Annotated in this window: 32 protein-coding genes; 30 read left to right on the top strand and 2 right to left on the bottom strand. The window is 68.4% G+C overall.

What is annotated here, in order from left to right; all coding sequences use genetic code 11:
- Positions 1–53: 53 nt before the first annotated feature.
- Together JAO84_RS21955 and JAO84_RS21960 are read right to left on the bottom strand one after the other, a co-directional pair.
- Positions 54–2,054 (bottom strand): PIG-L family deacetylase, encoded by a 2,001-nt coding sequence (locus JAO84_RS21955; protein ID WP_370414409.1) that lies wholly within the window; start codon positions 2,052–2,054, stop codon positions 54–56.
- 67 nt (positions 2,055–2,121) lie between these two features.
- Positions 2,122–2,919, bottom strand: coding sequence for an RNA repair domain-containing protein (locus JAO84_RS21960; RefSeq protein WP_370414410.1), 798 nt, complete (start codon positions 2,917–2,919; stop codon positions 2,122–2,124).
- 140 nt (positions 2,920–3,059) lie between these two features.
- Between JAO84_RS21960 and JAO84_RS21965 the strand changes: the two genes are divergently transcribed.
- The 30 genes from JAO84_RS21965 (at position 3,060) to rpsK (ending at position 20,043) form a co-directional block, all read left to right on the top strand.
- Positions 3,060–4,214 (top strand): hypothetical protein, encoded by a 1,155-nt coding sequence (locus tag JAO84_RS21965; protein ID WP_370414411.1) that lies wholly within the window; start codon positions 3,060–3,062, stop codon positions 4,212–4,214.
- A gap of 26 nt (positions 4,215–4,240) precedes the next feature.
- Positions 4,241–5,194, top strand: a complete 954-nt coding sequence (locus tag JAO84_RS21970) for a hypothetical protein (protein WP_370414412.1) — start codon at positions 4,241–4,243, stop codon at positions 5,192–5,194.
- A 470-nt stretch (positions 5,195–5,664) separates the two neighbouring features.
- Positions 5,665–5,973 (top strand): 30S ribosomal protein S10, encoded by a 309-nt coding sequence (gene rpsJ, locus JAO84_RS21975; RefSeq protein WP_003948644.1) that lies wholly within the window; start codon positions 5,665–5,667, stop codon positions 5,971–5,973.
- Positions 5,974–5,986: 13 nt separating this feature from the next.
- Positions 5,987–6,631 (top strand): 50S ribosomal protein L3, encoded by a 645-nt coding sequence (rplC, locus tag JAO84_RS21980; RefSeq protein ID WP_265864042.1) that lies wholly within the window; start codon positions 5,987–5,989, stop codon positions 6,629–6,631.
- A gap of 4 nt (positions 6,632–6,635) precedes the next feature.
- Positions 6,636–7,286, top strand: coding sequence for a 50S ribosomal protein L4 (rplD, locus tag JAO84_RS21985; protein ID WP_370414413.1), 651 nt, complete (start codon positions 6,636–6,638; stop codon positions 7,284–7,286).
- Complete coding sequence (gene rplW, locus JAO84_RS21990) at positions 7,286–7,609, top strand: 50S ribosomal protein L23 (protein WP_265864044.1); 324 nt, start codon at positions 7,286–7,288, stop codon at positions 7,607–7,609. Before rplD ends, rplW begins: the two co-directional genes overlap by 1 nt.
- 39 nt (positions 7,610–7,648) lie before the next feature.
- Positions 7,649–8,485, top strand: coding sequence for a 50S ribosomal protein L2 (rplB, locus tag JAO84_RS21995; RefSeq protein ID WP_030494254.1), 837 nt, complete (start codon positions 7,649–7,651; stop codon positions 8,483–8,485).
- Between the two features lie 12 nt (positions 8,486–8,497).
- Positions 8,498–8,779, top strand: coding sequence for a 30S ribosomal protein S19 (gene rpsS, locus JAO84_RS22000; RefSeq protein WP_175407581.1), 282 nt, complete (start codon positions 8,498–8,500; stop codon positions 8,777–8,779).
- Positions 8,780–8,823: 44 nt separating this feature from the next.
- Complete coding sequence (gene rplV / locus JAO84_RS22005; protein ID WP_030359020.1) at positions 8,824–9,171, top strand: 50S ribosomal protein L22; 348 nt, start codon at positions 8,824–8,826, stop codon at positions 9,169–9,171.
- Positions 9,171–10,004 carry a 30S ribosomal protein S3 gene (rpsC, locus tag JAO84_RS22010; RefSeq protein WP_362523674.1) on the top strand — a complete coding sequence of 278 codons (834 nt, stop codon included), beginning with the start codon at positions 9,171–9,173 and terminating at the stop codon, positions 10,002–10,004. The genes rplV and rpsC overlap by 1 nt, the downstream gene beginning before the upstream one ends.
- Before the next feature lie 5 nt (positions 10,005–10,009).
- Positions 10,010–10,429 carry a 50S ribosomal protein L16 gene (gene rplP / locus JAO84_RS22015; protein ID WP_030494257.1) on the top strand — a complete coding sequence of 140 codons (420 nt, stop codon included), beginning with the start codon at positions 10,010–10,012 and terminating at the stop codon, positions 10,427–10,429.
- The gene (gene rpmC / locus JAO84_RS22020) at positions 10,429–10,653 is read left to right on the top strand and encodes a 50S ribosomal protein L29 (RefSeq protein ID WP_265864047.1); all 225 of its coding nucleotides are present in this window, start codon (positions 10,429–10,431) and stop codon (positions 10,651–10,653) included. The genes rplP and rpmC overlap by 1 nt, the downstream gene beginning before the upstream one ends.
- Positions 10,653–10,928 carry a 30S ribosomal protein S17 gene (gene rpsQ / locus JAO84_RS22025; protein ID WP_265864048.1) on the top strand — a complete coding sequence of 92 codons (276 nt, stop codon included), beginning with the start codon at positions 10,653–10,655 and terminating at the stop codon, positions 10,926–10,928. The genes rpmC and rpsQ overlap by 1 nt, the downstream gene beginning before the upstream one ends.
- Before the next feature lie 108 nt (positions 10,929–11,036).
- Positions 11,037–11,405 (top strand): 50S ribosomal protein L14, encoded by a 369-nt coding sequence (gene rplN, locus JAO84_RS22030; RefSeq protein WP_003956455.1) that lies wholly within the window; start codon positions 11,037–11,039, stop codon positions 11,403–11,405.
- Positions 11,406–11,407: 2 nt separating this feature from the next.
- On the top strand, positions 11,408–11,719 hold the full coding sequence (gene rplX / locus JAO84_RS22035) for a 50S ribosomal protein L24 (RefSeq protein ID WP_030494259.1): 312 nt from the start codon (positions 11,408–11,410) through the stop codon (positions 11,717–11,719).
- Positions 11,716–12,273 (top strand): 50S ribosomal protein L5, encoded by a 558-nt coding sequence (rplE, locus tag JAO84_RS22040; protein WP_265864084.1) that lies wholly within the window; start codon positions 11,716–11,718, stop codon positions 12,271–12,273. The genes rplX and rplE overlap by 4 nt, the downstream gene beginning before the upstream one ends.
- 5 nt (positions 12,274–12,278) lie before the next feature.
- Complete coding sequence (locus JAO84_RS22045) at positions 12,279–12,464, top strand: type Z 30S ribosomal protein S14 (protein WP_003956452.1); 186 nt, start codon at positions 12,279–12,281, stop codon at positions 12,462–12,464.
- Between the two features lie 222 nt (positions 12,465–12,686).
- Entirely contained in the window at positions 12,687–13,085 is a 399-nt protein-coding gene (rpsH, locus tag JAO84_RS22050; RefSeq protein WP_041130779.1) for a 30S ribosomal protein S8, read from the top strand.
- A gap of 20 nt (positions 13,086–13,105) precedes the next feature.
- A complete protein-coding gene (gene rplF, locus JAO84_RS22055; protein WP_265864050.1) occupies positions 13,106–13,645 on the top strand; it encodes a 50S ribosomal protein L6 in 540 nt (179 codons plus the stop codon).
- Positions 13,646–13,648: 3 nt separating this feature from the next.
- Complete coding sequence (gene rplR / locus JAO84_RS22060) at positions 13,649–14,032, top strand: 50S ribosomal protein L18 (protein WP_169088486.1); 384 nt, start codon at positions 13,649–13,651, stop codon at positions 14,030–14,032.
- A 45-nt stretch (positions 14,033–14,077) separates the two neighbouring features.
- Positions 14,078–14,683, top strand: coding sequence for a 30S ribosomal protein S5 (gene rpsE / locus JAO84_RS22065; RefSeq protein WP_030201551.1), 606 nt, complete (start codon positions 14,078–14,080; stop codon positions 14,681–14,683).
- Positions 14,683–14,865 (top strand): 50S ribosomal protein L30, encoded by a 183-nt coding sequence (rpmD, locus tag JAO84_RS22070; protein ID WP_005313525.1) that lies wholly within the window; start codon positions 14,683–14,685, stop codon positions 14,863–14,865. Before rpsE ends, rpmD begins: the two co-directional genes overlap by 1 nt.
- Before the next feature lies 1 nt (position 14,866).
- Positions 14,867–15,322 carry a 50S ribosomal protein L15 gene (gene rplO / locus JAO84_RS22075; protein ID WP_265864051.1) on the top strand — a complete coding sequence of 152 codons (456 nt, stop codon included), beginning with the start codon at positions 14,867–14,869 and terminating at the stop codon, positions 15,320–15,322.
- A 167-nt stretch (positions 15,323–15,489) separates the two neighbouring features.
- On the top strand, positions 15,490–16,809 hold the full coding sequence (gene secY / locus JAO84_RS22080) for a preprotein translocase subunit SecY (protein WP_265864052.1): 1,320 nt from the start codon (positions 15,490–15,492) through the stop codon (positions 16,807–16,809).
- Positions 16,809–17,456, top strand: coding sequence for an adenylate kinase (locus JAO84_RS22085; RefSeq protein ID WP_265864053.1), 648 nt, complete (start codon positions 16,809–16,811; stop codon positions 17,454–17,456). The genes secY and JAO84_RS22085 overlap by 1 nt, the downstream gene beginning before the upstream one ends.
- A gap of 128 nt (positions 17,457–17,584) precedes the next feature.
- Positions 17,585–18,436 (top strand): type I methionyl aminopeptidase, encoded by an 852-nt coding sequence (gene map, locus JAO84_RS22090; RefSeq protein WP_370414414.1) that lies wholly within the window; start codon positions 17,585–17,587, stop codon positions 18,434–18,436.
- 167 nt (positions 18,437–18,603) lie between these two features.
- Positions 18,604–18,825, top strand: a complete 222-nt coding sequence (gene infA / locus JAO84_RS22095; protein WP_003956442.1) for a translation initiation factor IF-1 — start codon at positions 18,604–18,606, stop codon at positions 18,823–18,825.
- 63 nt (positions 18,826–18,888) lie between these two features.
- A complete protein-coding gene (gene rpmJ, locus JAO84_RS22100; RefSeq protein ID WP_003956441.1) occupies positions 18,889–19,002 on the top strand; it encodes a 50S ribosomal protein L36 in 114 nt (37 codons plus the stop codon).
- A 189-nt stretch (positions 19,003–19,191) separates the two neighbouring features.
- The gene (gene rpsM, locus JAO84_RS22105; protein WP_015035595.1) at positions 19,192–19,572 is read left to right on the top strand and encodes a 30S ribosomal protein S13; all 381 of its coding nucleotides are present in this window, start codon (positions 19,192–19,194) and stop codon (positions 19,570–19,572) included.
- Positions 19,573–19,638: 66 nt separating this feature from the next.
- On the top strand, positions 19,639–20,043 hold the full coding sequence (rpsK, locus tag JAO84_RS22110; protein WP_003956432.1) for a 30S ribosomal protein S11: 405 nt from the start codon (positions 19,639–19,641) through the stop codon (positions 20,041–20,043).
- The last annotated feature ends 70 nt before the right edge of the window (positions 20,044–20,113 follow it).

Consider the following 20,113-nt stretch of genomic DNA (forward strand, 5'->3'; position numbering starts at 1 on the left):
CCCTCCCGGGAGGCGGGCCCTTCGGCTTCTGCGGGAGCCCTGCGGAAGCCTTTCTACGGACGCCACACCCACGGCCGGGCGTCCGCGCCGAGGCCGACGACCGTGCCGGGGCCGTGCAGGACGGGCGCGGCGCCGGCCGGGGCGGTGCCGCGGTCCCGGACCGCGAGGCGGCCGTCGCGCAGCAGCTGGACCCGGCCGCGCGGGTCGCGGCCGAGCAGCACGGGGCCGCGCGGACCCGGTGCGGCGGCCAGCGGCCCGTACCCCTCGAAGCGCGGCGCCGGGCCGGCCGAGGAGCGCAGCCGGCCGTCGGCGGGGGCGCGGTAGAAGACCTCGACGCCGGCCGGGCCGGGCGCGGGGACGGCGGCGACCGGGTCGCCGGACAGCGGGAGCGGCGCGGCGGGGGAGCCGTCGACCCAGTGCCGTACGTGCGTGCGCCCCGCCGCGAGCAGATGCACCCGGCCCGCGGTGTCGACGAGCGCGGTCAGCCCGTCCTGCACCTCCTCCTGGTGTGGAAGCGGGCGCCACGGGCCCCAGGAGCCGTCCGCGGCCCGTACCCGCGTGGACACGCCCTTGTCCGCGTTCCGCACGAAGAGATGCACCCGGCCGTCGGGAGCGGCGACCGCCACCGGCGCGCCGATCCGGCGGCCCCGGTCGTCCCCGCGCTCCGGATTCCCCAGGCCCCGCCAGGCGAGGAACGGGCCGCCGGGGGAGCGCTGCTCCAGGAGCACCACCTCGCGCCGGTTCGCGCCGCCGCGCCCGCTGAGCGCGGCGAGCCGTACGCCGAACAGCAGCAGCCGCCCGTCGGGGAGCGTCGCCGGGGCGAGCGCCGGGGCCAGCGGGCCGCCGCCCAGGTCCTCCGGCTCCCCGAACACCCCGCTGCCGCGCGCGTCCTCGCGCCAGCGGACCGCGCGCAGGCCGAGCACCCCGTACGCGGCGAGCCGCCCGTCCGTCTCCTCGGCGACGGCCGGACCGGCGGCCGGCCAGCGGTAGTGGGTGGCGCGCACCCAGCCCTTCCAGTTGGTCAGCGGGCGGTCCCCGCCGACGCCGTAGTCGCCGCAGCCGGAGGGGTTGCCGCAGTCCCAGGACGGATCGCCGCCGTACGGGACGAGGTGGGCGGCCTTCTCGGCGAGCACCCGCGGCGGCAGGTTCTTCGGCCAGTGCCGGTTGTAGTAGCCGCGGAAGGCGGTCGTGGTGAAGGCCGGCACCGGCCCGCCGTCCGCCGTGGCGTCGGCGACCCGGCGCAGCAGCGCCGCCCAGGTGAAGCAGGCCACCGCGGTGTGGTCGCCGTGGTCGGAGTAGCCCGGCTGCTCGCTGTCCCGCTGCCGGGTGGCCTCGGGGCTGTGCTGGATGTCCGGGTCCGGGTCGAGGGTGTGCACGACGGTGGGCCGGTAGGTGGCGAGCAGCCCGGCCAGGACCTCGATCAACTGCCCGTGGTCGTAGGTGTCGGAGCGGGTGACCGGCGAGCCGGCGGACAGATGGGTGGTGAGCTCCAGGGCCCGGTCCTGCCACAGCGCGGGCAGCGCCATGTAGCGGCGCGGGGTGTGCATCGGCAGATTGAGGAAGATCAGCTCGACCCGGCGGCCGCCGTGTTCGAGGACGTCGCGCTCGGCGTGCCGGCCGCCCGCGAGCTCGGCGGTCCCCTTCTGCCAGGCCGTGAACCGGTCCGCGCCGAGCAGCTCCGCGTACGCCTGGCGCAGGCCCTGGTGGCGGGCGGAGGAGTAGGCGGCCCGGTCGGGCGGGGTCTTGGGCATGCCCTTGATCAGGTTCTTGCCGTTGTGCTCGCCCGCCGTCACGTACACGCAGACCAGCGGCACCCCGGCGTCGAGCAGCCGCTGGGTGTCCGGGTTCATGAAGTACAGGTCGTCGTCCGGGTGCGCGGCGAACTGCATGAGCAGCGCGCGCCGGCCGGTGGCGATCGGCCGGCCCGGCGCCGGATCGGCCGCGGCGGTGTGGCCGGGCGGGGCGGGTACGGAGCAGCCGGCGAGGGCCGCCGCCGAGGCGGCTCCGGCTCCGGCGAGCACCCTGCGCCGGGTCGGTCTGTGGTTGTCGTCCACCGGTCGTGCATCCCCCGTGCGTGTGCGCGTGTGTCGTGCGACTAGACGGGTTTTCGAGCGCGGGGGTTCAGTGCGAGCCGGTGGATTCGCCGGCGCCGAGGGGCACGGTCGCCCGTACCTCCATCGGCCCGTCGCCGCGCCGGGCGAGCAGCACGAGCTCGGTGATCCGGACGCTCATCGTCCCGAGCAGCTCCTCGCAGCTCGTGGCGAGGGCGGCGGGGTCGCGGCTGCGGCCGAGGGACAGGTGCGGGGTGTACGGGCGGGAGTCGACGCACCGCGGGAAGCGCTCCTCCAGGGCCTCCCGCAGCCGCAGCCACGGCTCCGCGCCGCGCGCGGCCGGGTCGAGCCACACGGTGGCGTCCGTACGGTGCCGGAACCACCGCACCCCCTGGAGCCGGGCCCGGAACGGCGGGACGGTCCGCAGGGCCGCCGCGACCAGCGGGATCGCCCGCAGGAAGTCGGACTCGGGCACGAATCCGTACACGACGTTGACGTGCGGCGGCCAGCGCCCGATCTGCCGGTCGTGGACGCGCCGGATGCTCTGGATCGGCTCCCACAGCCCGTGCGGCGGCAGCCAGGCCACGGCCGTCCGGTACGTGGGCGGCACGGCCAGCACCTCGGCGTGGACCCGGCCCGCCGCGGACGTGCCGAGCCGGTCGAGCCCGGTCGCCCGGTCCCAGACGAGCTCCCCGTCCGCCTCGAAGAACACCACCCGGTGCCACGGGATCTCCCCGCCGGGCACGAAGTCCACCAGGTCCATGCGCTTCGGGCCCGCGCCCCGCTCGGCGATCCCCATGACGAACCGCTCGGCGTCGAGCCGCGGGTCCCACACCACCCGGTGGTAGACGTCGTCACTGGTGCGCATACTCCGCCTCTGCCCGGATTCCGCCGGTCACGAACTGATCAAGAGGTCTGACCTGCCTGTTCCGCCCGTCGGGCGGCGTGAGAACGTCCGGATCGCATCACGCGTCACGCGTCACGCAGTACAGGGGTGGGGAACAGAACATGAGCGACAAGCCGTCGGACAGACCGTCGGTCTCGGACGAGGAATGGGCCTCCTTCGTGGAGGCCGCGAAGGAACAGGGCATCGGTACGAAGGCCGACGTCCGGGCCCTGCGCAAGGCGAAGCCGCCGAAGCGCCCGAAGCGCCAGGAGCCGGCGGGCTGGCGCACCGGCCCGGCCTGGCAGGAGATGAACGGCCGCGCCGCCCGCAAGCGCAAGGCCAAGGCCGTCCTCGGCGTCACCCTGGTGGCAGCCCTCGCCCTCGTCGCCGTCCGCCCCCAGCTGGTCACCGCCCTCCTCCCGGACGGCGTCACCTCCGCCCTGCCGTCCTCCTGGACGGACCACCCGGAGGACACGACACCACTGGCGGCGGAGACGGCGGCCCCGACCGCACCCCCGGAGCCGGTCGACCCGCACCGCCCGACCCTGAAGGAGCCCTTCAAGGGCTCCCCGGCGGTGAGGTGGGCGGACGGGGCCGCGGGCATCGAGCTTCCGCCGGCGAAGGCGACGGGCTGGATGTCGAAGGCGCAGGTCGAGGCGGCCCTGAAGAAGTCCAGGGAGTTCCTGGTCGCGGCGAACCTGGACCCGAAGGTGCTCCAGGGTGGCAGGCCGGCCGCGGCGCTGAAGCTGACCGACCCGAAGCAGTCGGATCTCCATGAGGAGCTGGAGCGCGGTCTGGTCGCGCCGACCGAGAAGAACGACCCCAAGAGGCTGTTCAGCCGCTTCAAGCCGTCCGAGGTCCACCTGGTCGGAACCGTCGTGAAGACCCGGGGCCGGATGACCGTGGAGAAGGGCAGGGGCGAGACGGCGGACGCGGTCCTCGTCCGCACCGATTACACCTTCGTCTACCCGCTGGTGAAGAGCCGTCCGGGAGCCGATGACGTAGCCCGCACGATCCTGCGCCGCGAGGTGGTGTTCGCCTTCTACCCCGTCGGATACGCCGTGACCCAGGGACGGCTCGTCCTCCATGACTTCACGTACAACGCGGGCAACAGCTCCTGCGGCGGCGCCGTCGACGGCTTCTTCCACCCGGCCTTCCGCGAGGATCTGCAGGCCTGGCCCGCGCCCACCGCCACGGGCCCGGCGGTCGACCCTTACGACCGCAGCACGTCCGTCGCGGACCTCCCCGACGGGTGCGGGACCGTCACACGCAGCTGACACACGACGACACAGGGGTGGGAAACATGGGATGGGACTACGACGGGCACAACGGCGGCAGCCAGAGCCCCGCCGCCCGCATCGCCTCCGGCGCCGTCGGCATCGTCGTGGCCGCCGGCCTCGTCGTGCTGGTGCTGCGGCCCGAGCTGATGCCGTGGCGGGACGCGGAGGACACGACTCCGCTGGCCGCCGAGACCGGCCGGCCGAGCGCCGCGCCCTCCGCGGAGGTGTTCCCGGACCTGCCGACGCTGCGGGAGCCGTTCAGGGGCTCCCCGGCGGTGCGGTGGGCGGACGGGGCCGCGGGGATCCAGCCGCCGGCCGCCAGGGCCACCGGCTGGATGTCGAAGGCGCAGGTCGAGGCCGCGCTGCTGCGGACCAAGGAGTTCCTGGTCGCCGCCAACCTGGACCCCGCCGTCCTCAAGGGCGGCAAGCCGGCCGTGGCGCTGCGGCTGATCGACCCGAAGCAGCCGGACGTCCGGGCCGAGCTGGAGAAGTCGCTGACGGCGCCGACCGAGACGAACGACCCGACCTCGCTCTTCACCCGCTTCGGCCCCGGCGAGGTCCGTCCGGTCGGCACGGTCGTGAAGACCCGGGGCCGGATGACCGTCGAGGCGGGCAAGGGCAAGGACGCCGGGAACGTGATCGTCCGCACCGACTACACCTTCGTCTACCCGGTGGTGAAGACCGCGCCGGGCTCCGACGAGGTGGCCCGCACGATCGTGCGCCGCACCCTGGTCGTGGCGCTGCCGGACCCGGAGAAGTTCGAGGCGACCCCGGGCAGGCTGTCGCTCCGGGAGTGGAACGCCGGCCTCGCCAACAGCGCCTGCGACGTGTTCGACGGCTTCCTGCACCCCCAGTTCGAGTCGGACCTCGCGGCCGACCCGGACGCGACTCCGTCGGGCCCGGAGCAGGACCCGTACGACCGCAGCAAGGACCTGGGCGAAGCCTCCCAGGAATGCGGCACGGTCTCCCGCACCTGACCCGCCGGGGCAAGCCGCCGCAGTCCCCGGAGTCGATCACCGCGCCACCCTGGCACAGACGCGGCGGCGCGCCCGGCCCCGGGTTTGATCTGCGTCACGTCCGGGGTACAGTCTTCGCCCCGATTGGCGGCCGGAAGGCCCCGTATGGCAGACTGTCGGGGTTGCTCGGTTGAGTACCGATGCTGCGCGCCTCCCGCCGGGAGGACCGGAAGCGAGTCCCACAGTACTCGTCGACCCCCTGCGGGTCGGACGTACGGGAATCTTCCGGGAAGCGTGGGCGGGGCCTCAGCCAGGCGCCCGGTGGTGTTCTGCACCCGCCACGCGGTATGGCCCGCACCCCCTTGGTTGGGAAATCCCTATGGGAGATCTTCGTAGAGGGAGCGCGACACGCCCGACCGCGTGGGTCGGAGACAGAGCGCTGGACCGCCGGGTTCCAGAGCGTTACTACGACAAAGGACTACTGAGTAGCCATGGCGGGACAGAAGATCCGCATCCGGCTCAAGGCCTACGACCACGAGGTCATCGACTCCTCGGCGAAGAAGATCGTCGAGACGGTGACCCGCACTGGTGCGTCGGTCGCGGGCCCGGTGCCGCTGCCCACTGAGAAGAACGTGTACTGCGTCATCAAGTCGCCGCACAAGTACAAGGACTCGCGCGAGCACTTCGAGATGCGCACGCACAAGCGCCTCATCGACATCCTCGACCCCACGCCGAAGACGGTTGACTCGCTGATGCGTCTCGACCTGCCGGCTGGCGTCGACATCGAGATCAAGCTCTGAGGTGACGCGCGAGATGGCTAAGAACATCAAGGGCATCCTGGGCGAGAAGCTCGGCATGACGCAGGTCTGGGACGAGAACAACCGGGTCGTCCCGGTGACCGTCGTCAAGGCCGGCCCGAATGTCGTGACCCAGGTGCGTACGAACGACGTCGACGGCTACGAGTCGGTCCAGATCGCCTTCGGCGAGATCGACCCGCGCAAGGTGAACAAGCCCCTCAAGGGCCACTTCGCCAAGGCCGACGTCACCCCGCGCCGTCACCTCGTCGAGATCCGTACCGCTGACGCCAGCGAGTACAGCCTCGGCCAGGAGATCACCGCCGAGGTCTTCGAGGCGGGCATCAAGGTCGACGTGACCGGCAAGAGCAAGGGCAAGGGCTTCGCCGGTGCCATGAAGCGCCACAACTTCCGTGGTGGCAAGGCGTCCCACGGTGCCCACCGTGTGCACCGCAAGCCGGGTTCGATCGGTGGCTGCGCCACCCCGGGCCGCGTCTTCAAGGGCATGCGCATGGCCGGCCGCATGGGCAACGAGCGCGTGACCACCCAGAACCTGACCGTTCACGCCGTTGACGCGGAGAAGGGCCTGCTGCTCATCAAGGGCGCGGTTCCTGGTCCGAACGGCGGCCTCGTCCTGGTCCGCACCGCGGCCAAGGGGGCCTGAGGATATGAGCACCATTGACATTCTGTCGCCCTCCGGCGACAAGACCGGGACCGTCGAGCTCCCGGCCGAGATCTTCGACGCCAAGATCAGCATCCCGCTGATCCACCAGGTCGTCGTCGCGCAGCTGGCCGCGGCCCGTCAGGGCACGCACAAGACCAAGACGCGTGGCGAGGTCCGTGGTGGTGGCAAGAAGCCTTACCGCCAGAAGGGCACCGGCCGCGCCCGTCAGGGTTCGACCCGCGCCCCGCAGTTCGCCGGTGGTGGCGTCGTGCACGGTCCCGTGCCGCGTGACTACTCGCAGCGGACCCCGAAGAAGATGAAGGCCGCCGCCCTCCGCGGTGCCCTCTCCGACCGGGCGAACCACTCCCGCATCCACGTCGTCTCCGGCGTGGTCGAGGGTGGCATCTCCACCAAGGCCGCCAAGACGCTGTTCGGCAAGATCTCGGAGCGCAAGAACCTGCTCCTGGTCGTCGAGCGCTCCGACGAGGCCGCGTGGCTGTCCGCCCGCAACCTGCCCCAGGTGCACATCCTGGAGCCGGGCCAGCTGAACACGTACGACGTGATGCGATCCGACGACGTGGTCTTCACCCAGGCCGCCCTCGAGTCCTTCGTGTCTGGCCCCAAGGCCGTTGAGACCGAAGGGAGCGAGGCCTGATGTCCGAGGCCACGATCACCAGCAAGACCTTCACGGACCCGCGCGACGTCCTCGTCAAGCCGGTTGTCTCCGAGAAGAGCTACGCGCTGCTCGACGAGAACAAGTACACGTTCATCGTCGCGCCCGGCGCCAACAAGACCCAGATCAAGCAGGCCGTCGAGGCGGTCTTCTCGGTCAAGGTCACCGGGGTCAACACGATCAACCGCCAGGGCAAGCGCAAGCGCACCCGCACCGGTTTCGGCAAGCGTGCGAACACCAAGCGCGCCATCGTGACCCTCGCTGAGGGCAACCGAATCGACATCTTCGGCGGCCCGACCGCCTGACGGCGGTCGAGTCGTCCGATATCGGACGAGGACTGAGAAATGGGTATCCGCAAGTACAAGCCGACTACGCCGGGCCGTCGTGGCTCCTCCGTAGCCGACTTCGTCGAGATCACGCGGTCCACGCCGGAGAAGTCGCTGGTCCGCCCCCTGCACAGCAAGGGCGGCCGTAACAACACCGGTCGTGTGACCGTCCGTCACCAGGGCGGTGGCCACAAGCGCGCCTACCGTGTGATCGACTTCCGTCGCCACGACAAGGACGGCGTGCCGGCCAAGGTCGCTCACATCGAGTACGACCCCAACCGCACCGCGCGCATCGCGCTGCTCCACTACGCGGACGGCGAGAAGCGCTACATCATCGCTCCCAAGGGCCTGACGCAGGGTGACCGCGTCGAGAACGGCCCGGGCGCGGACATCAAGCCCGGCAACAACCTGGCGCTCCGCAACATCCCGGTCGGTACCACGATCCACGCGATCGAGCTCCGTCCCGGTGGCGGCGCCAAGTTCGCCCGGTCCGCCGGTGCCTCCGTGCAGCTGCTTGCGAAGGAGGGCACCATGGCCCACCTCCGCATGCCGTCCGGCGAGATCCGTCTGGTCGACGCCCGCTGCCGCGCCACCATCGGTGAGGTCGGCAACGCCGAGCAGTCGAACATCAACTGGGGCAAGGCCGGCCGCAAGCGCTGGCTGGGCGTCCGCCCGACCGTTCGCGGTGTGGCGATGAACCCGGTTGACCACCCGCACGGTGGTGGTGAGGGCAAGACCTCCGGTGGTCGTCACCCGGTCTCCCCGTGGGGTCAGAAGGAGGGTCGTACTCGTTCGCCGAAGAAGGCTTCGAACAAGTACATCGTCCGCCGCCGCAAGACGAACAAGAAGCGCTAGGAGCGGGTTTAGATGCCGCGCAGTCTCAAGAAGGGGCCCTTCGTCGACGACCACCTCATCAAGAAGGTGGATGTCCAGAACGAAGCCGGCACCAAGAACGTCATCAAGACCTGGTCCCGTCGCTCGATGATCGTCCCGGCCATGCTCGGCCACACGATCGCGGTGCACAACGGCAAGACCCACGTCCCGGTGTTCGTCACCGAGTCGATGGTCGGGCACAAGCTCGGCGAGTTCTCGCCGACGCGCACCTTCCGGGGTCACGTCAAGGAAGACCGGAAGTCGAAGCGCCGCTAGTAGCGGATCGCATTCAGACACGTAAGTAACTGAGAGGGACAACCATGGAAGCCAGGGCCCAGGCGCGGTACATCCGCGTTACGCCCATGAAGGCCCGCCGCGTGGTGGACCTTATCCGTGGCATGGACGCCACGGAGGCTCAGGCTGTTCTGCGATTCGCTCCGCAGGCAGCCTCCGTGCCGGTCGGCAAGGTGCTCGACAGCGCCATCGCCAACGCCGCGCACAACTACGACCACACGGACGCCTCTTCGCTGTTCATCAGCGAGGCGTTCGTCGACGAGGGTCCGACCCTGAAGCGGTTCCGTCCGCGTGCCCAGGGCCGTGCCTACCGGATCCGCAAGCGGACCAGCCACATCACCGTGGTCGTCAGCAGCAAGGAAGGAACCCGGTAATGGGCCAGAAGGTTAACCCGCATGGGTTCCGGCTCGGCATCACCACGGACTTCAAGTCCCGCTGGTACGCCGACAAGCTGTACAAGGACTACGTCAAGGAAGACGTCGCCATCCGTCGGATGCTGACGTCCGGCATGGAGCGCGCCGGCATCTCGAAGGTTGAGATCGAGCGCACCCGTGACCGTGTCCGCGTGGACATCCACACCGCTCGCCCGGGCATTGTCATCGGTCGCCGTGGCGCCGAGGCCGACAAGATCCGCGGCCAGCTGGAGAAGCTGACCGGCAAGCAGGTTCAGCTGAACATCCTCGAGGTCAAGAACCCCGAGGTCGACGCTCAGCTGGTGGCCCAGGCCGTCGCCGAGCAGCTGTCCTCCCGCGTCTCCTTCCGTCGGGCCATGCGCAAGAGCATGCAGTCCGCCATGAAGGCCGGCGCCAAGGGCATCAAGATCCAGTGTGGTGGCCGTCTCGGCGGCGCCGAGATGTCCCGCTCGGAGTTCTACCGCGAGGGTCGTGTGCCGCTGCACACGCTGCGCGCGAACGTCGAGTACGGCTTCTTCGAGGCCAAGACGACCTTCGGCCGCATCGGCGTGAAGGTCTGGATCTACAAGGGCGACGTCAAGAACATCGCCGAGGTCCGCGCCGAGAACGCCGCTGCCCGCGCCGGCAACCGCCCGGCCCGTGGTGGCGCTGACCGCCCGGCCGGCCGTGGTGGCCGCGGTGGCGAGCGTGGCGGTCGCGGTCGCAAGCCGCAGCAGGCTCAGGCTGCCGAGGCCCCCAAGGCCGAGGCTCCCGCCGCCGCTCCGGCTGCTGAGAGCACCGGAACGGAGGCCTGACCGAAATGCTGATCCCCCGTAGGGTCAAGCACCGCAAGCAGCACCACCCGAAGCGCAACGGTATGTCCAAGGGTGGCACGCAGGTTGCGTTCGGCGAGTACGGCATTCAGGCCCTCACCCCGGCCTACGTGACCAACCGCCAGATCGAGGCCGCGCGTATCGCGATGACCCGCCACATCAAGCGTGGCGGCAAGGTCTGGATCAACATCTACCCGGACCGTCCGCTCACGAAGAAGCCTGCCGAGACCCGCATGGGTTCCGGTAAGGGTTCCCCGGAGTGGTGGATCGCGAACGTCAAGCCCGGTCGGGTGATGTTCGAGCTGTCCTACCCGAACGAGAAGATCGCGCGTGAGGCTCTGACTCGTGCGGCTCACAAGCTGCCGATGAAGTGCAAGATCGTTAAGCGCGAGGCAGGTGAGCTGTGATGTCGGCCGGTACCAAGGCGTCCGAGCTGCGCGAGCTGGGCAACGAGGAGCTTGTTGGCAAGCTCCGCGAGGCCAAGGAAGAGCTGTTCAACCTCCGCTTCCAGGCGGCGACGGGCCAGCTCGAGAACCACGGTCGGCTCAAGTCCGTCCGTAAGGACATCGCCCGGATCTACACCCTGATGCGTGAGCGCGAGCTGGGCATCGAGACGGTGGAGAACGCCTGATGAGCGAGAACAACGTGACTGAAGAGCGCAACGCCCGCAAGGTCCGTGAGGGCCTCGTCGTCAGCGACAAGATGGACAAGACCGTCGTCGTCGCTGTCGAGGACCGCGTCAAGCACGCGCTGTACGGCAAGATCATCCGCCGTACCAACAAGCTCAAGGCTCACGACGAGCAGAACCAGGCCGGCGTCGGCGACCGCGTCCTCCTCATGGAGACGCGCAAGCTGTCCGCCACGAAGCACTGGCGCGTCGTCGAGATCCTCGAGAAGGCCAAGTAATTAATCCGAGGGGCTTCCCCCTCGGGTTCGTTCCGCCAGGCTCGGTGGGGCACCGCTAGTCACTAGCGGAGCCCCACCGGGAACCGGCAGACAAATCAGGAGATAGACGTGATCCAGCAGGAGTCGCGACTTCGCGTCGCCGACAACACTGGTGCCAAGGAGATCCTTTGCATCCGTGTTCTCGGTGGTTCGGGTCGCCGCTACGCGGGCATCGGTGACGTCATCGTCGCCACCGTCAAGGACGCGATCCCCGGTGGCAACGTGAAGAAGGGTGACGTCGTCAAGGCGGTCATCGTTCGCACCGTCAAGGAGCGCCGCCGCCAGGACGGCTCGTACATCCGCTTCGACGAGAACGCCGCTGTCATTCTGAAGAACGACGGCGACCCTCGCGGCACCCGTATCTTCGGCCCGGTCGGCCGTGAGCTGCGCGAGAAGAAGTTCATGAAGATCATCTCGCTCGCGCCGGAGGTGCTGTAAGCATGAAGATCAAGAAGGGCGACCTGGTTCAGGTCATCACCGGCAAGGACAAGGGCAAGCAGGGCAAGGTCATCGCGGCCATGCCGGCTGAGAACCGTGTCCTGGTCGAGGGTGTCAACCGGGTCAAGAAGCACACCAAGGCCGGCCCGAACCAGGCCGGCGGCATCGTGACCACCGAGGCCCCGGTCCACGTCTCCAACGTCCAGCTGGTCGTGGAGAAGGACGGCAAGAAGGTCGTCACGCGTGTCGGTTACCGCTTCGACGACGAGGGCAACAAGATCCGCGTTGCCAAGCGGACGGGTGAGGACATCTGATGGCTACCACCACTCCGCGTCTCAAGACGAAGTACCGCGAGGAGATCGCGGGCAAGCTGCGTGACGAGTTCAAGTACGAGAACGTCATGCAGATCCCCGGCCTCGTGAAGATCGTGGTCAACATGGGTGTCGGTGACGCCGCCCGTGACTCGAAGCTGATCGAGGGCGCGATCCGCGACCTCACCACGATCACCGGCCAGAAGCCGGCCGTCACCAAGGCCCGCAAGTCCATCGCGCAGTTCAAGCTGCGTGAGGGCCAGCCCATCGGTGCCCACGTCACGCTCCGTGGCGACCGCATGTGGGAGTTCCTGGACCGCACCCTGTCGCTCGCGCTGCCGCGCATCCGCGACTTCCGCGGCCTGTCCCCGAAGCAGTTCGACGGCCGTGGCAACTACACCTTCGGTCTCACGGAGCAGGTCATGTTCCACGAGATCGACCAGGACAAGATCGACCGCGTCCGGGGTATGGACATCACCGTGGTCACCACGGCGACCAACGACGACGAGGGCCGTGCCCTTCTGCGTCACCTCGGCTTCCCGTTCAAGGAGGCGTAAGCGAGATGGCGAAGAAGGCTCTCATCGCGAAGGCTGCCCGCAAGCCCAAGTTCGGTGTGCGTGCGTACACCCGCTGCCAGCGCTGCGGCCGCCCTCACTCCGTGTACCGCAAGTTCGGCCTCTGCCGCGTGTGCCTTCGTGAGATGGCTCACCGTGGCGAGCTGCCGGGCGTGACCAAGAGCTCCTGGTAATTCCCCTTCGCCCACTGGGCGTTGGAGAACACCGGAGTCTCTCGGTAAGCATTGGGCTGGCGGAGGCCCTTCTCTTCATGCCGTAGGCTTGAAGGGTTGGGCGTCCGCCGCCCGTACGACTTACTACGCCGTAGGTCCACCGCACCGCACCCGCCCCGTCTCGGATCGGGGAGAGGGATGGTGCACCAGGAAACCCCGGCGAGAGAGGCCGAAGGCCAATTCATGACCATGACTGATCCGATCGCAGACATGCTCACGCGTCTGCGTAACGCGAACTCGGCGTACCACGACTCCGTGACGATGCCGCACAGCAAGATCAAGTCGCACATCGCGGAAATCCTCCAGCAGGAGGGCTTCATCACCGGCTGGAAGGTCGAGGACGCCGAGGTCGGCAAGAACCTCGTGCTCGACCTCAAGTTCGGTCCGAACCGTGAGCGCTCCATCGCGGGCATCAAGCGGATCTCGAAGCCGGGCCTCCGGGTTTACGCGAAGTCCACCAACCTGCCGAAGGTCCTCGGCGGCCTGGGCGTGGCGATCATCTCCACGTCCCACGGTCTCCTGACCGGCCAGCAGGCGCAGAAGAAGGGCGTGGGTGGGGAAGTCCTCGCCTACGTCTGGTAGTCGGGAACGGAGGAAAAGCTATGTCTCGCATTGGCAAGCTCCCCATCCCGGTTCCCGCCGGCGTGGACGTCACCATCGAGGGCCGCACGGTCACCGTCAAGGGCTCCAAGGGCTCCCTGACGCACACCGTCGCCGCTCCGATCGAGATCGTTAAGGGCGAGGACGGCGTTCTCAACGTCACCCGTCCGAACGACGAGCGTCAGAACAAGGCCCTGCACGGCCTGTCCCGCACGCTGGTGGCCAACATGATCACCGGTGTGACCCAGGGGTACACGAAGGCGCTCGAGATCAGCGGTGTCGGTTACCGCGTTGCCGCGAAGGGCTCCAACCTGGAGTTCCAGCTCGGCTACAGCCACCCGATCCTGGTGGAGGCCCCCGAGGGCATCTCCTTCAAGGTCGAGTCGCCGACCAAGTTCTCGGTCGAGGGCATCGACAAGCAGAAGGTCGGCGAGGTCGCCGCCAACATCCGCAAGCTGCGCAAGCCCGACCCGTACAAGGCCAAGGGTGTCAAGTACGCGGGCGAGGTCATCCGCCGCAAGGTCGGAAAGGCTGGTAAGTAAGCCATGGCATACGGTGTCAAGATCGCCAAGGGCGACGCTTACAAGCGCGCTGCGAAGGCGCGCCGTCACCTGCGCATCCGCAAGAACGTGTCGGGTACGGCGGAGCGTCCGCGCCTCGTCGTGACGCGTTCGAACCGCGGCATCACCGCGCAGGTCATCGACGACCTCAAGGGTCACACCCTGGCGTCGGCGTCCCACCTGGACGCCTCCGTCCGCGGTGGCGAGGGCTCGAAGTCCTCGCAGGCCCAGCAGGTCGGCGCCCTGGTCGCCGAGCGCGCCAAGGCCGCCGGTGTCGAGGCCGTCGTGTTCGACCGTGGTGGCAACAGGTACGCCGGGCGCATTGCCGCTCTGGCTGACGCCGCCCGCGAAGCCGGGCTGAAGTTCTAAGCCCCGGTTCCGGGACTAACGGACGTAACAGAGAGAGGTATTCCAATGGCTGGACCCCAGCGCCGCGGAAGCGGTGCCGGTGGCGGCGAGCGGCGGGACCGGAAGGGCCGCGACGGTGGCGCTGCCGCCGCCGAGAAGACCGCGTACGTTGAGCGCGTAGTCGCGATCAACCGCGTCGCCAAGGTTGTCAAGGGTGGTCGTCGCTTCAGCTTCACCGCGCTGGTCGTGGTGGGCGACGGTGACGGCACCGTGGGTGTCGGTTACGGCAAGGCCAAGGAGGTGCCGGCCGCCATCGCCAAGGGTGTTGAGGAGGCCAAGAAGCACTTCTTCAAGGTCCCCCGTATCCAGGGCACCATCCCGCACCCGATCCAGGGTGAGAAGGCCGCGGGCGTCGTCCTGCTCAAGCCGGCTTCCCCCGGTACCGGTGTTATCGCCGGTGGCCCGGTGCGCGCCGTGCTCGAGTGCGCCGGCGTTCACGACATCCTGTCGAAGTCCCTCGGCTCCGACAACGCGATCAACATCGTGCACGCGACCGTGGAGGCCCTGAAGGGCCTGCAGCGTCCCGAGGAGATCGCGGCCCGCCGCGGTCTGCCCCTCGAGGACGTCGCCCCCGCGGCTCTGCTTCGTGCGCGTGCCGGGGCGGGTGCGTAATGGCTCGCCTCAAGATCACGCAGACGAAGTCGTACATCGGCAGCAAGCAGAACCACCGCGACACCCTGCGTTCGCTCGGGCTCAAGCGCCTGAACGACGTGGTCGTCAAGGAGGACCGCCCCGAGTTCCGCGGCATGGTGCACACCGTCCGCCACCTCGTGACGGTCGAGGAGGTCGACTGACATGGCGGAGACCAACCCGCTGAAGGTCCACAACCTCCGTCCCGCCCCGGGCGCCAAGACCGCCAAGACCCGTGTGGGTCGTGGTGAGGCGTCGAAGGGTAAGACGGCCGGTCGTGGTACGAAGGGCACGAAGGCCCGTTACCAGGTTCCGGAGCGCTTCGAGGGTGGCCAGATGCCCCTCCACATGCGCCTCCCGAAGCTGAAGGGCTTCAAAAACCCCTTCCGCACCGAGTTCCAGGTCGTGAACCTGGACAAGCTGGCCGCGCTCTACCCGCAGGGTGGCGAGGTCACGGTGGCCGACCTGGTCGCCAAGGGTGCGGTTCGCAAGAACCAGCTCGTCAAGGTGCTCGGCACCGGCGAGGTCTCCGTGGCGCTGCAGGTGACGGTCGACGCCGTCTCCGGCTCCGCCAAGGAGAAGATCGCCGCCGCCGGCGGCACCGTCACCGAGCTCGTCTGAGACGACTCGATGGCCTGAACATCCGACCGGGGATGCCTCTCAAAAGGGGCATCCCCGGTTGGTCGTTCCTAGGGGGGCATGCTCGCCGGTAAGGTGGCCTGCAACTCTGTCCTTTACCTCAAGACCGTCACCTCTGACGCACGTGCGCGGGGGTCGCAGGAGGCACCGTGCTCACCGCGTTCGCCCGGGCGTTCAAGACGCCCGACCTGCGCAAGAAGCTGCTCTTCACGCTCGGCATCATCGTGCTGTACCGGCTCGGGGCACACATCCCCGTCCCCGGCGTCAGCTACGAGGCCGTCCAGCAGTGTGTGGATCAGGCGAGTCAGGGCAACAACAGCCTGTTCGGCCTGGTCAACATGTTCAGTGGCGGGGCGCTGCTGCAGATCACCATCTTCGCGCTCGGCATCATGCCGTACATCACGGCGAGCATCATCCTGCAGCTGCTGACCGTGGTGATCCCGCGCCTGGAAGCCCTCAAGAAGGAGGGACAGTCGGGCACCACGAAGATCACGCAGTACACGCGTTATCTGACGGTCGCCCTCGCCATCCTCCAGGGCACCGGCCTCGTCGCCACCGCCCGTACCGGCGCGCTGTTCAGCGGCTGCACCGTCGCGAGCCAGGTCGTTCCCGACCAGTCGATCTTCACCACCGCCACCATGGTCATCACCATGACCGCGGGCACCGGCGTCGTGATGTGGCTCGGCGAGCTCATCACCGACCGCGGCATCGGCAACGGCATGTCGATCCTCATGTTCATCTCGATCGCCGCCGGCTTCCCGGGCGCCCTCTGGGCCATCAAGAAGAGCGGCGACCTCGCCGGGGGCTGGATCGAGTTCGGCACCGTCATCCTCATCGGCTTCGTGATGGTCGGCCTCGTCGTCTTCGTCGAGCAGGCCCAGCGCCGCATTCCGGTGCAGTACGCGAAGCGGATGATCGGCCGGCGGTCGTACGGCGGTACGTCCACTTACATCCCTTTGAAGGTGAACCAGGCAGGTGTGATTCCTGTCATCTTCGCCTCGTCGCTGCTCTACATCCCGGCGCTCGTCGCGCAGTTCTCGAACTCCACGGCCGGCTGGAAGACCTGGATCGAAGCCCACTTCGTCAAGGGTGACCACCCGTATTACATCGCCGCGTACTTCCTTCTGATCGTGTTCTTCGCCTTCTTCTACGTGGCGATCTCGTTCAACCCCGAGGAAGTCGCCGACAACATGAAGAAGTATGGTGGCTTCATCCCGGGTATCCGGGCTGGTCGACCTACTGCCGAGTACCTGAGCTACGTGCTCAACCGGATCACTTGGCCGGGCTCGCTGTATCTGGGTCTGATCGCTCTTGTGCCGACGATGGCGTTGGCGGGCTTCGGTGGTGCGAACGCGAACTTCCCGTTCGGCGGCACCAGCATCCTCATCATCGTGGGTGTCGGTCTCGAGACCGTGAAGCAGATCGAGAGCCAGCTCCAGCAGCGCAATTACGAAGGGTTCCTCCGCTGATGCGAATCGTCCTCGTCGGACCGCCCGGTGCGGGCAAGGGCACGCAGGCCGCGTACCTCGCCAAGAACCTGGGTATCCCGCACATCTCCACCGGCGACCTGTTCCGTGCCAACATCTCGCAGGGAACGCCGCTGGGTGTGGAGGCGCAGTCGTACATGAAGGCCGGCCAGCTGGTGCCGGACTCCGTGACGATCGGGATGGCCGAGGACCGCATGCGCCAGGCGGACGCCGAGGGCGGCTTCCTGCTCGACGGGTTCCCGCGGAACGTGGCCCAGGCCGAGGCCCTGGACGCCTTCCTCAAGGGCGAGGACATCAAGCTGGACGCGGTCCTGGACCTCGAGGTCCCCGAGGACGAGGTCGTGAAGCGGATCGCGGGTCGCCGCATCTGCCGCAATGACTCCGCGCACGTCTTCCACGTGACGTACAACGCCCCGAAGACCGAGGGCGTCTGCGACGCCTGCGGCGGCGAGCTGTACCAGCGCGAGGACGACAACGAGGAGACCGTCCGCAAGCGTCTGGCGGTCTACCACGCGGAGACCGAGCCGATCATCGACTACTACCGGGCGCAGAACCTGGTGGAGACGATCTCGGCGCTCGGCAAGGTGGACGAGGTCACGGCGAAGGCCATGGCCGCGCTGAAGAAGTAACCGAAGCAGTCGAAGCAGTCGAAGCAGTAACCACGGTTCGTACGACACGGCCGCGGTGCCCGGTGAGGGCGCCGCGGCCGTATCGTTGTTCTGTCCCCGGTACGCGTAGAGGAAAGGCCCCGACCACGATGGTGCAGCTCAAGACCCCCGAGCAGATCGCGAAGATGCGTGAGGCGGGGCTGGTCGTCGCGGCCATCCACGCGGCCACCCGTGAGGCGGCCGTGCCGGGCGCCACGACGCGGGACCTGGACGAGGTCGCCCGCAAGGTGATCGCCGACCACGGCGCGAAGTCGAACTTCCTCGGGTACGGCGGCTTCCCCGCGACCATCTGCACCTCGGCCAACGAGGTCGTGGTCCACGGCATCCCCGACGAGAAGACGGTCCTCAAGGACGGCGACATCATCTCGATCGACGCGGGCGCGATCGTCGACGGCTGGCACGGCGACGCCGCGTACACCTGCTTCGTGGGCACCGGCCACGCGCCGGAGCTGATCGAGCTCTCCCGGGTGACCGAGGAGTCGATGTGGGCCGGCATCGCGGCCATGAAGCTCGGCGCGCGGCTCGTCGACATCTCCAAGGCGATCGAGACGTACATCAAGCGCCAGCCGCGGCCGGCCGTGGGCGACCACAGCCTGGGCCGCTACGGCATCATCGAGGACTACGGCGGCCACGGCATCGGCACCGAGATGCACATGGACCCGCACCTCCTGAACTACGTCTCCCGCAAGCGCGGCAAGGGCCCGAAGCTGGTCCCCGGCTTCTGCCTGGCCATCGAGCCCATGGTCTCCCTCGGTACGCCGAAGACGGAGGTCCTCGCCGACGACTGGACCGTCATCACGACGGACGGCACCTGGTCCTCCCACTGGGAGCACAGCGTCGCCCTGACGGAGGAGGGCCCGCTGGTCCTCACGGCGGTCGACGGTGGAAAGGCGAAGCTTGCGGAGATGGGCGTGACGACGGCGCCGGACCCGCTGGCGTAATGCCACGCCGCGGCAGCGGCAGATTAGATACAGCCCACGTTGGGCAAACTCCCCGGATTCGTCTTTTCCAGGGGCCTGACGTAGACTGATGCGTCGGCTCTCGTGTACCCGTGTGTCCGCACCCGGAGGCGAGAGTCGATCAAGGTAGCCGATTCGAAGGGCGAAGCGTGGCCAAGAAGCAAGGTGCCATCGAAATCGAGGGCACCGTGATCGAGTCCCTGCCGAACGCCATGTTCAAGGTGGAGCTCCAGAACGGTCACAAGGTCCTCGCGCACATCTCCGGCAAGATGCGGATGCACTACATCCGGATCCTCCCGGACGACCGGGTCGTCGTGGAGCTGTCTCCGTACGACCTGACGCGTGGCCGGATCGTCTACCGGTACAAGTAGATCTTGCCTGCACCCCCGCACTCCGCGCGGGTGGTGGCACTGACCCGGAGAACCTCACATCCCATGAAGGTCAAGCCGAGCGTCAAGAAGATCTGCGACAAGTGCAAGGTGATCCGCCGCCACGGTCGGGTCATGGTCATCTGCGACAACCTGCGCCACAAGCAGCGCCAGGGCTGACGCACGCCGACCGACCTGCATTTCGCAGTTCTTCGCGCGACGCATAGCAATACGTACATACGCAGAGCCCGTCCGGTCGTGATCCACGGCTGACGGCACCTCCGGCGGGGGCCGGGGACCCGACCTGTACCTCATACGGCAGCCGGGAGCGGTTCTGCAGCAGACCCCCGAGAACACAGGAGCCATTGAATGGCACGCGTTTCCGGTGTTGACATCCCGCGCGAAAAGCGTGTGGTGGTCGCACTCACCTACGTCTTCGGCATCGGGCGTACCCGGTCCGAGGAGATCCTCGCCGCGACCGGCGTGAACCCGTCCACCCGTGTCCGCGACCTTGCCGAGGAAGACCTCGTCAAGATCCGCGAGTACGTGGACGCCAACCTCCAGACCGAGGGTGACCTCCGCCGCGAGATCGCCGCCGACATCCGCCGCAAGGTCGAGATCGGCTGCTACCAGGGTCTGCGCCACCGTCGTGGCCTGCCCGTCCGCGGTCAGCGCACCAGCACGAACGCTCGTACCCGCAAGGGCCCGCGTCGCGCCATCGCCGGTAAGAAGAAGCCGGGCAAGAAGTAGTCCTCAGCGGACGCTTGACCACACGGTCTTCGCTGTAGGACCGACCACCTCCCGTAGGAGTTATAGATGCCCCCCAAGGGTCGTCAGGGCGCTGCCAAGAAGGTGCGCCGCAAGGAAAAGAAGAACGTCGCTCACGGCCACGCGCACATCAAGAGCACGTTCAACAACACGATCGTCTCGATCACGGACCCGTCCGGCAACGTGATCTCCTGGGCCTCCGCCGGCCACGTCGGCTTCAAGGGCTCGCGCAAGTCCACCCCCTTCGCCGCGCAGATGGCCGCCGAGTCGGCCGCCCGCCGCGCGCAGGAGCACGGCATGCGCAAGGTCGACGTCTTCGTCAAGGGTCCCGGCTCCGGCCGTGAGACCGCGATCCGCTCCCTCCAGGCCACCGGCCTCGAGGTCGGCTCGATCCAGGACGTCACCCCCACCCCGCACAACGGCTGCCGTCCGCCGAAGCGCCGCCGCGTCTGACGCAGCGGGCGCACCTGTGCGTCTTTGAGTGTCCGGGCGGTACGACCCTGCAAAGGGACGTACCGCCCGT

Source organism: Streptomyces fradiae, assembly GCF_041270065.1.
In the GTDB taxonomy this organism is placed as follows: Bacteria; Actinomycetota; Actinomycetes; order Streptomycetales; family Streptomycetaceae; genus Streptomyces.

Excerpts from the sequence above, each read along its gene's own strand:
- JAO84_RS21960 (WP_370414410.1), bottom strand. The coding sequence starts at position 2,919 with ATGCGCACCAGTGACGACGTCTACCACCGGGTGGTGTGGGACCCGCGG.
- JAO84_RS21965 (WP_370414411.1), top strand. The coding sequence starts at position 3,060 with ATGAGCGACAAGCCGTCGGACAGACCGTCGGTCTCGGACGAGGAATGG.
- JAO84_RS21970 (WP_370414412.1), top strand. The coding sequence starts at position 4,241 with ATGGGATGGGACTACGACGGGCACAACGGCGGCAGCCAGAGCCCCGCC.
- rpsJ (WP_003948644.1), top strand. The coding sequence starts at position 5,665 with ATGGCGGGACAGAAGATCCGCATCCGGCTCAAGGCCTACGACCACGAG.
- rplC (WP_265864042.1), top strand. The coding sequence starts at position 5,987 with ATGGCTAAGAACATCAAGGGCATCCTGGGCGAGAAGCTCGGCATGACG.
- rplD (WP_370414413.1), top strand. The coding sequence starts at position 6,636 with ATGAGCACCATTGACATTCTGTCGCCCTCCGGCGACAAGACCGGGACC.
- rplW (WP_265864044.1), top strand. The coding sequence starts at position 7,286 with ATGTCCGAGGCCACGATCACCAGCAAGACCTTCACGGACCCGCGCGAC.
- rplB (WP_030494254.1), top strand. The coding sequence starts at position 7,649 with ATGGGTATCCGCAAGTACAAGCCGACTACGCCGGGCCGTCGTGGCTCC.
- rpsS (WP_175407581.1), top strand. The coding sequence starts at position 8,498 with ATGCCGCGCAGTCTCAAGAAGGGGCCCTTCGTCGACGACCACCTCATC.
- rplV (WP_030359020.1), top strand. The coding sequence starts at position 8,824 with ATGGAAGCCAGGGCCCAGGCGCGGTACATCCGCGTTACGCCCATGAAG.
- rpsC (WP_362523674.1), top strand. The coding sequence starts at position 9,171 with ATGGGCCAGAAGGTTAACCCGCATGGGTTCCGGCTCGGCATCACCACG.
- rplP (WP_030494257.1), top strand. The coding sequence starts at position 10,010 with ATGCTGATCCCCCGTAGGGTCAAGCACCGCAAGCAGCACCACCCGAAG.
- rpmC (WP_265864047.1), top strand. The coding sequence starts at position 10,429 with ATGTCGGCCGGTACCAAGGCGTCCGAGCTGCGCGAGCTGGGCAACGAG.
- rpsQ (WP_265864048.1), top strand. The coding sequence starts at position 10,653 with ATGAGCGAGAACAACGTGACTGAAGAGCGCAACGCCCGCAAGGTCCGT.
- rplX (WP_030494259.1), top strand. The coding sequence starts at position 11,408 with ATGAAGATCAAGAAGGGCGACCTGGTTCAGGTCATCACCGGCAAGGAC.
- JAO84_RS22045 (WP_003956452.1), top strand. The coding sequence starts at position 12,279 with ATGGCGAAGAAGGCTCTCATCGCGAAGGCTGCCCGCAAGCCCAAGTTC.
- rpsH (WP_041130779.1), top strand. The coding sequence starts at position 12,687 with ATGACCATGACTGATCCGATCGCAGACATGCTCACGCGTCTGCGTAAC.
- rplF (WP_265864050.1), top strand. The coding sequence starts at position 13,106 with ATGTCTCGCATTGGCAAGCTCCCCATCCCGGTTCCCGCCGGCGTGGAC.
- rplR (WP_169088486.1), top strand. The coding sequence starts at position 13,649 with ATGGCATACGGTGTCAAGATCGCCAAGGGCGACGCTTACAAGCGCGCT.
- rpsE (WP_030201551.1), top strand. The coding sequence starts at position 14,078 with ATGGCTGGACCCCAGCGCCGCGGAAGCGGTGCCGGTGGCGGCGAGCGG.
- rpmD (WP_005313525.1), top strand. The coding sequence starts at position 14,683 with ATGGCTCGCCTCAAGATCACGCAGACGAAGTCGTACATCGGCAGCAAG.
- rplO (WP_265864051.1), top strand. The coding sequence starts at position 14,867 with ATGGCGGAGACCAACCCGCTGAAGGTCCACAACCTCCGTCCCGCCCCG.
- JAO84_RS22085 (WP_265864053.1), top strand. The coding sequence starts at position 16,809 with ATGCGAATCGTCCTCGTCGGACCGCCCGGTGCGGGCAAGGGCACGCAG.
- map (WP_370414414.1), top strand. The coding sequence starts at position 17,585 with ATGGTGCAGCTCAAGACCCCCGAGCAGATCGCGAAGATGCGTGAGGCG.
- rpmJ (WP_003956441.1), top strand. The coding sequence starts at position 18,889 with ATGAAGGTCAAGCCGAGCGTCAAGAAGATCTGCGACAAGTGCAAGGTG.
- rpsM (WP_015035595.1), top strand. The coding sequence starts at position 19,192 with ATGGCACGCGTTTCCGGTGTTGACATCCCGCGCGAAAAGCGTGTGGTG.
- rpsK (WP_003956432.1), top strand. The coding sequence starts at position 19,639 with ATGCCCCCCAAGGGTCGTCAGGGCGCTGCCAAGAAGGTGCGCCGCAAG.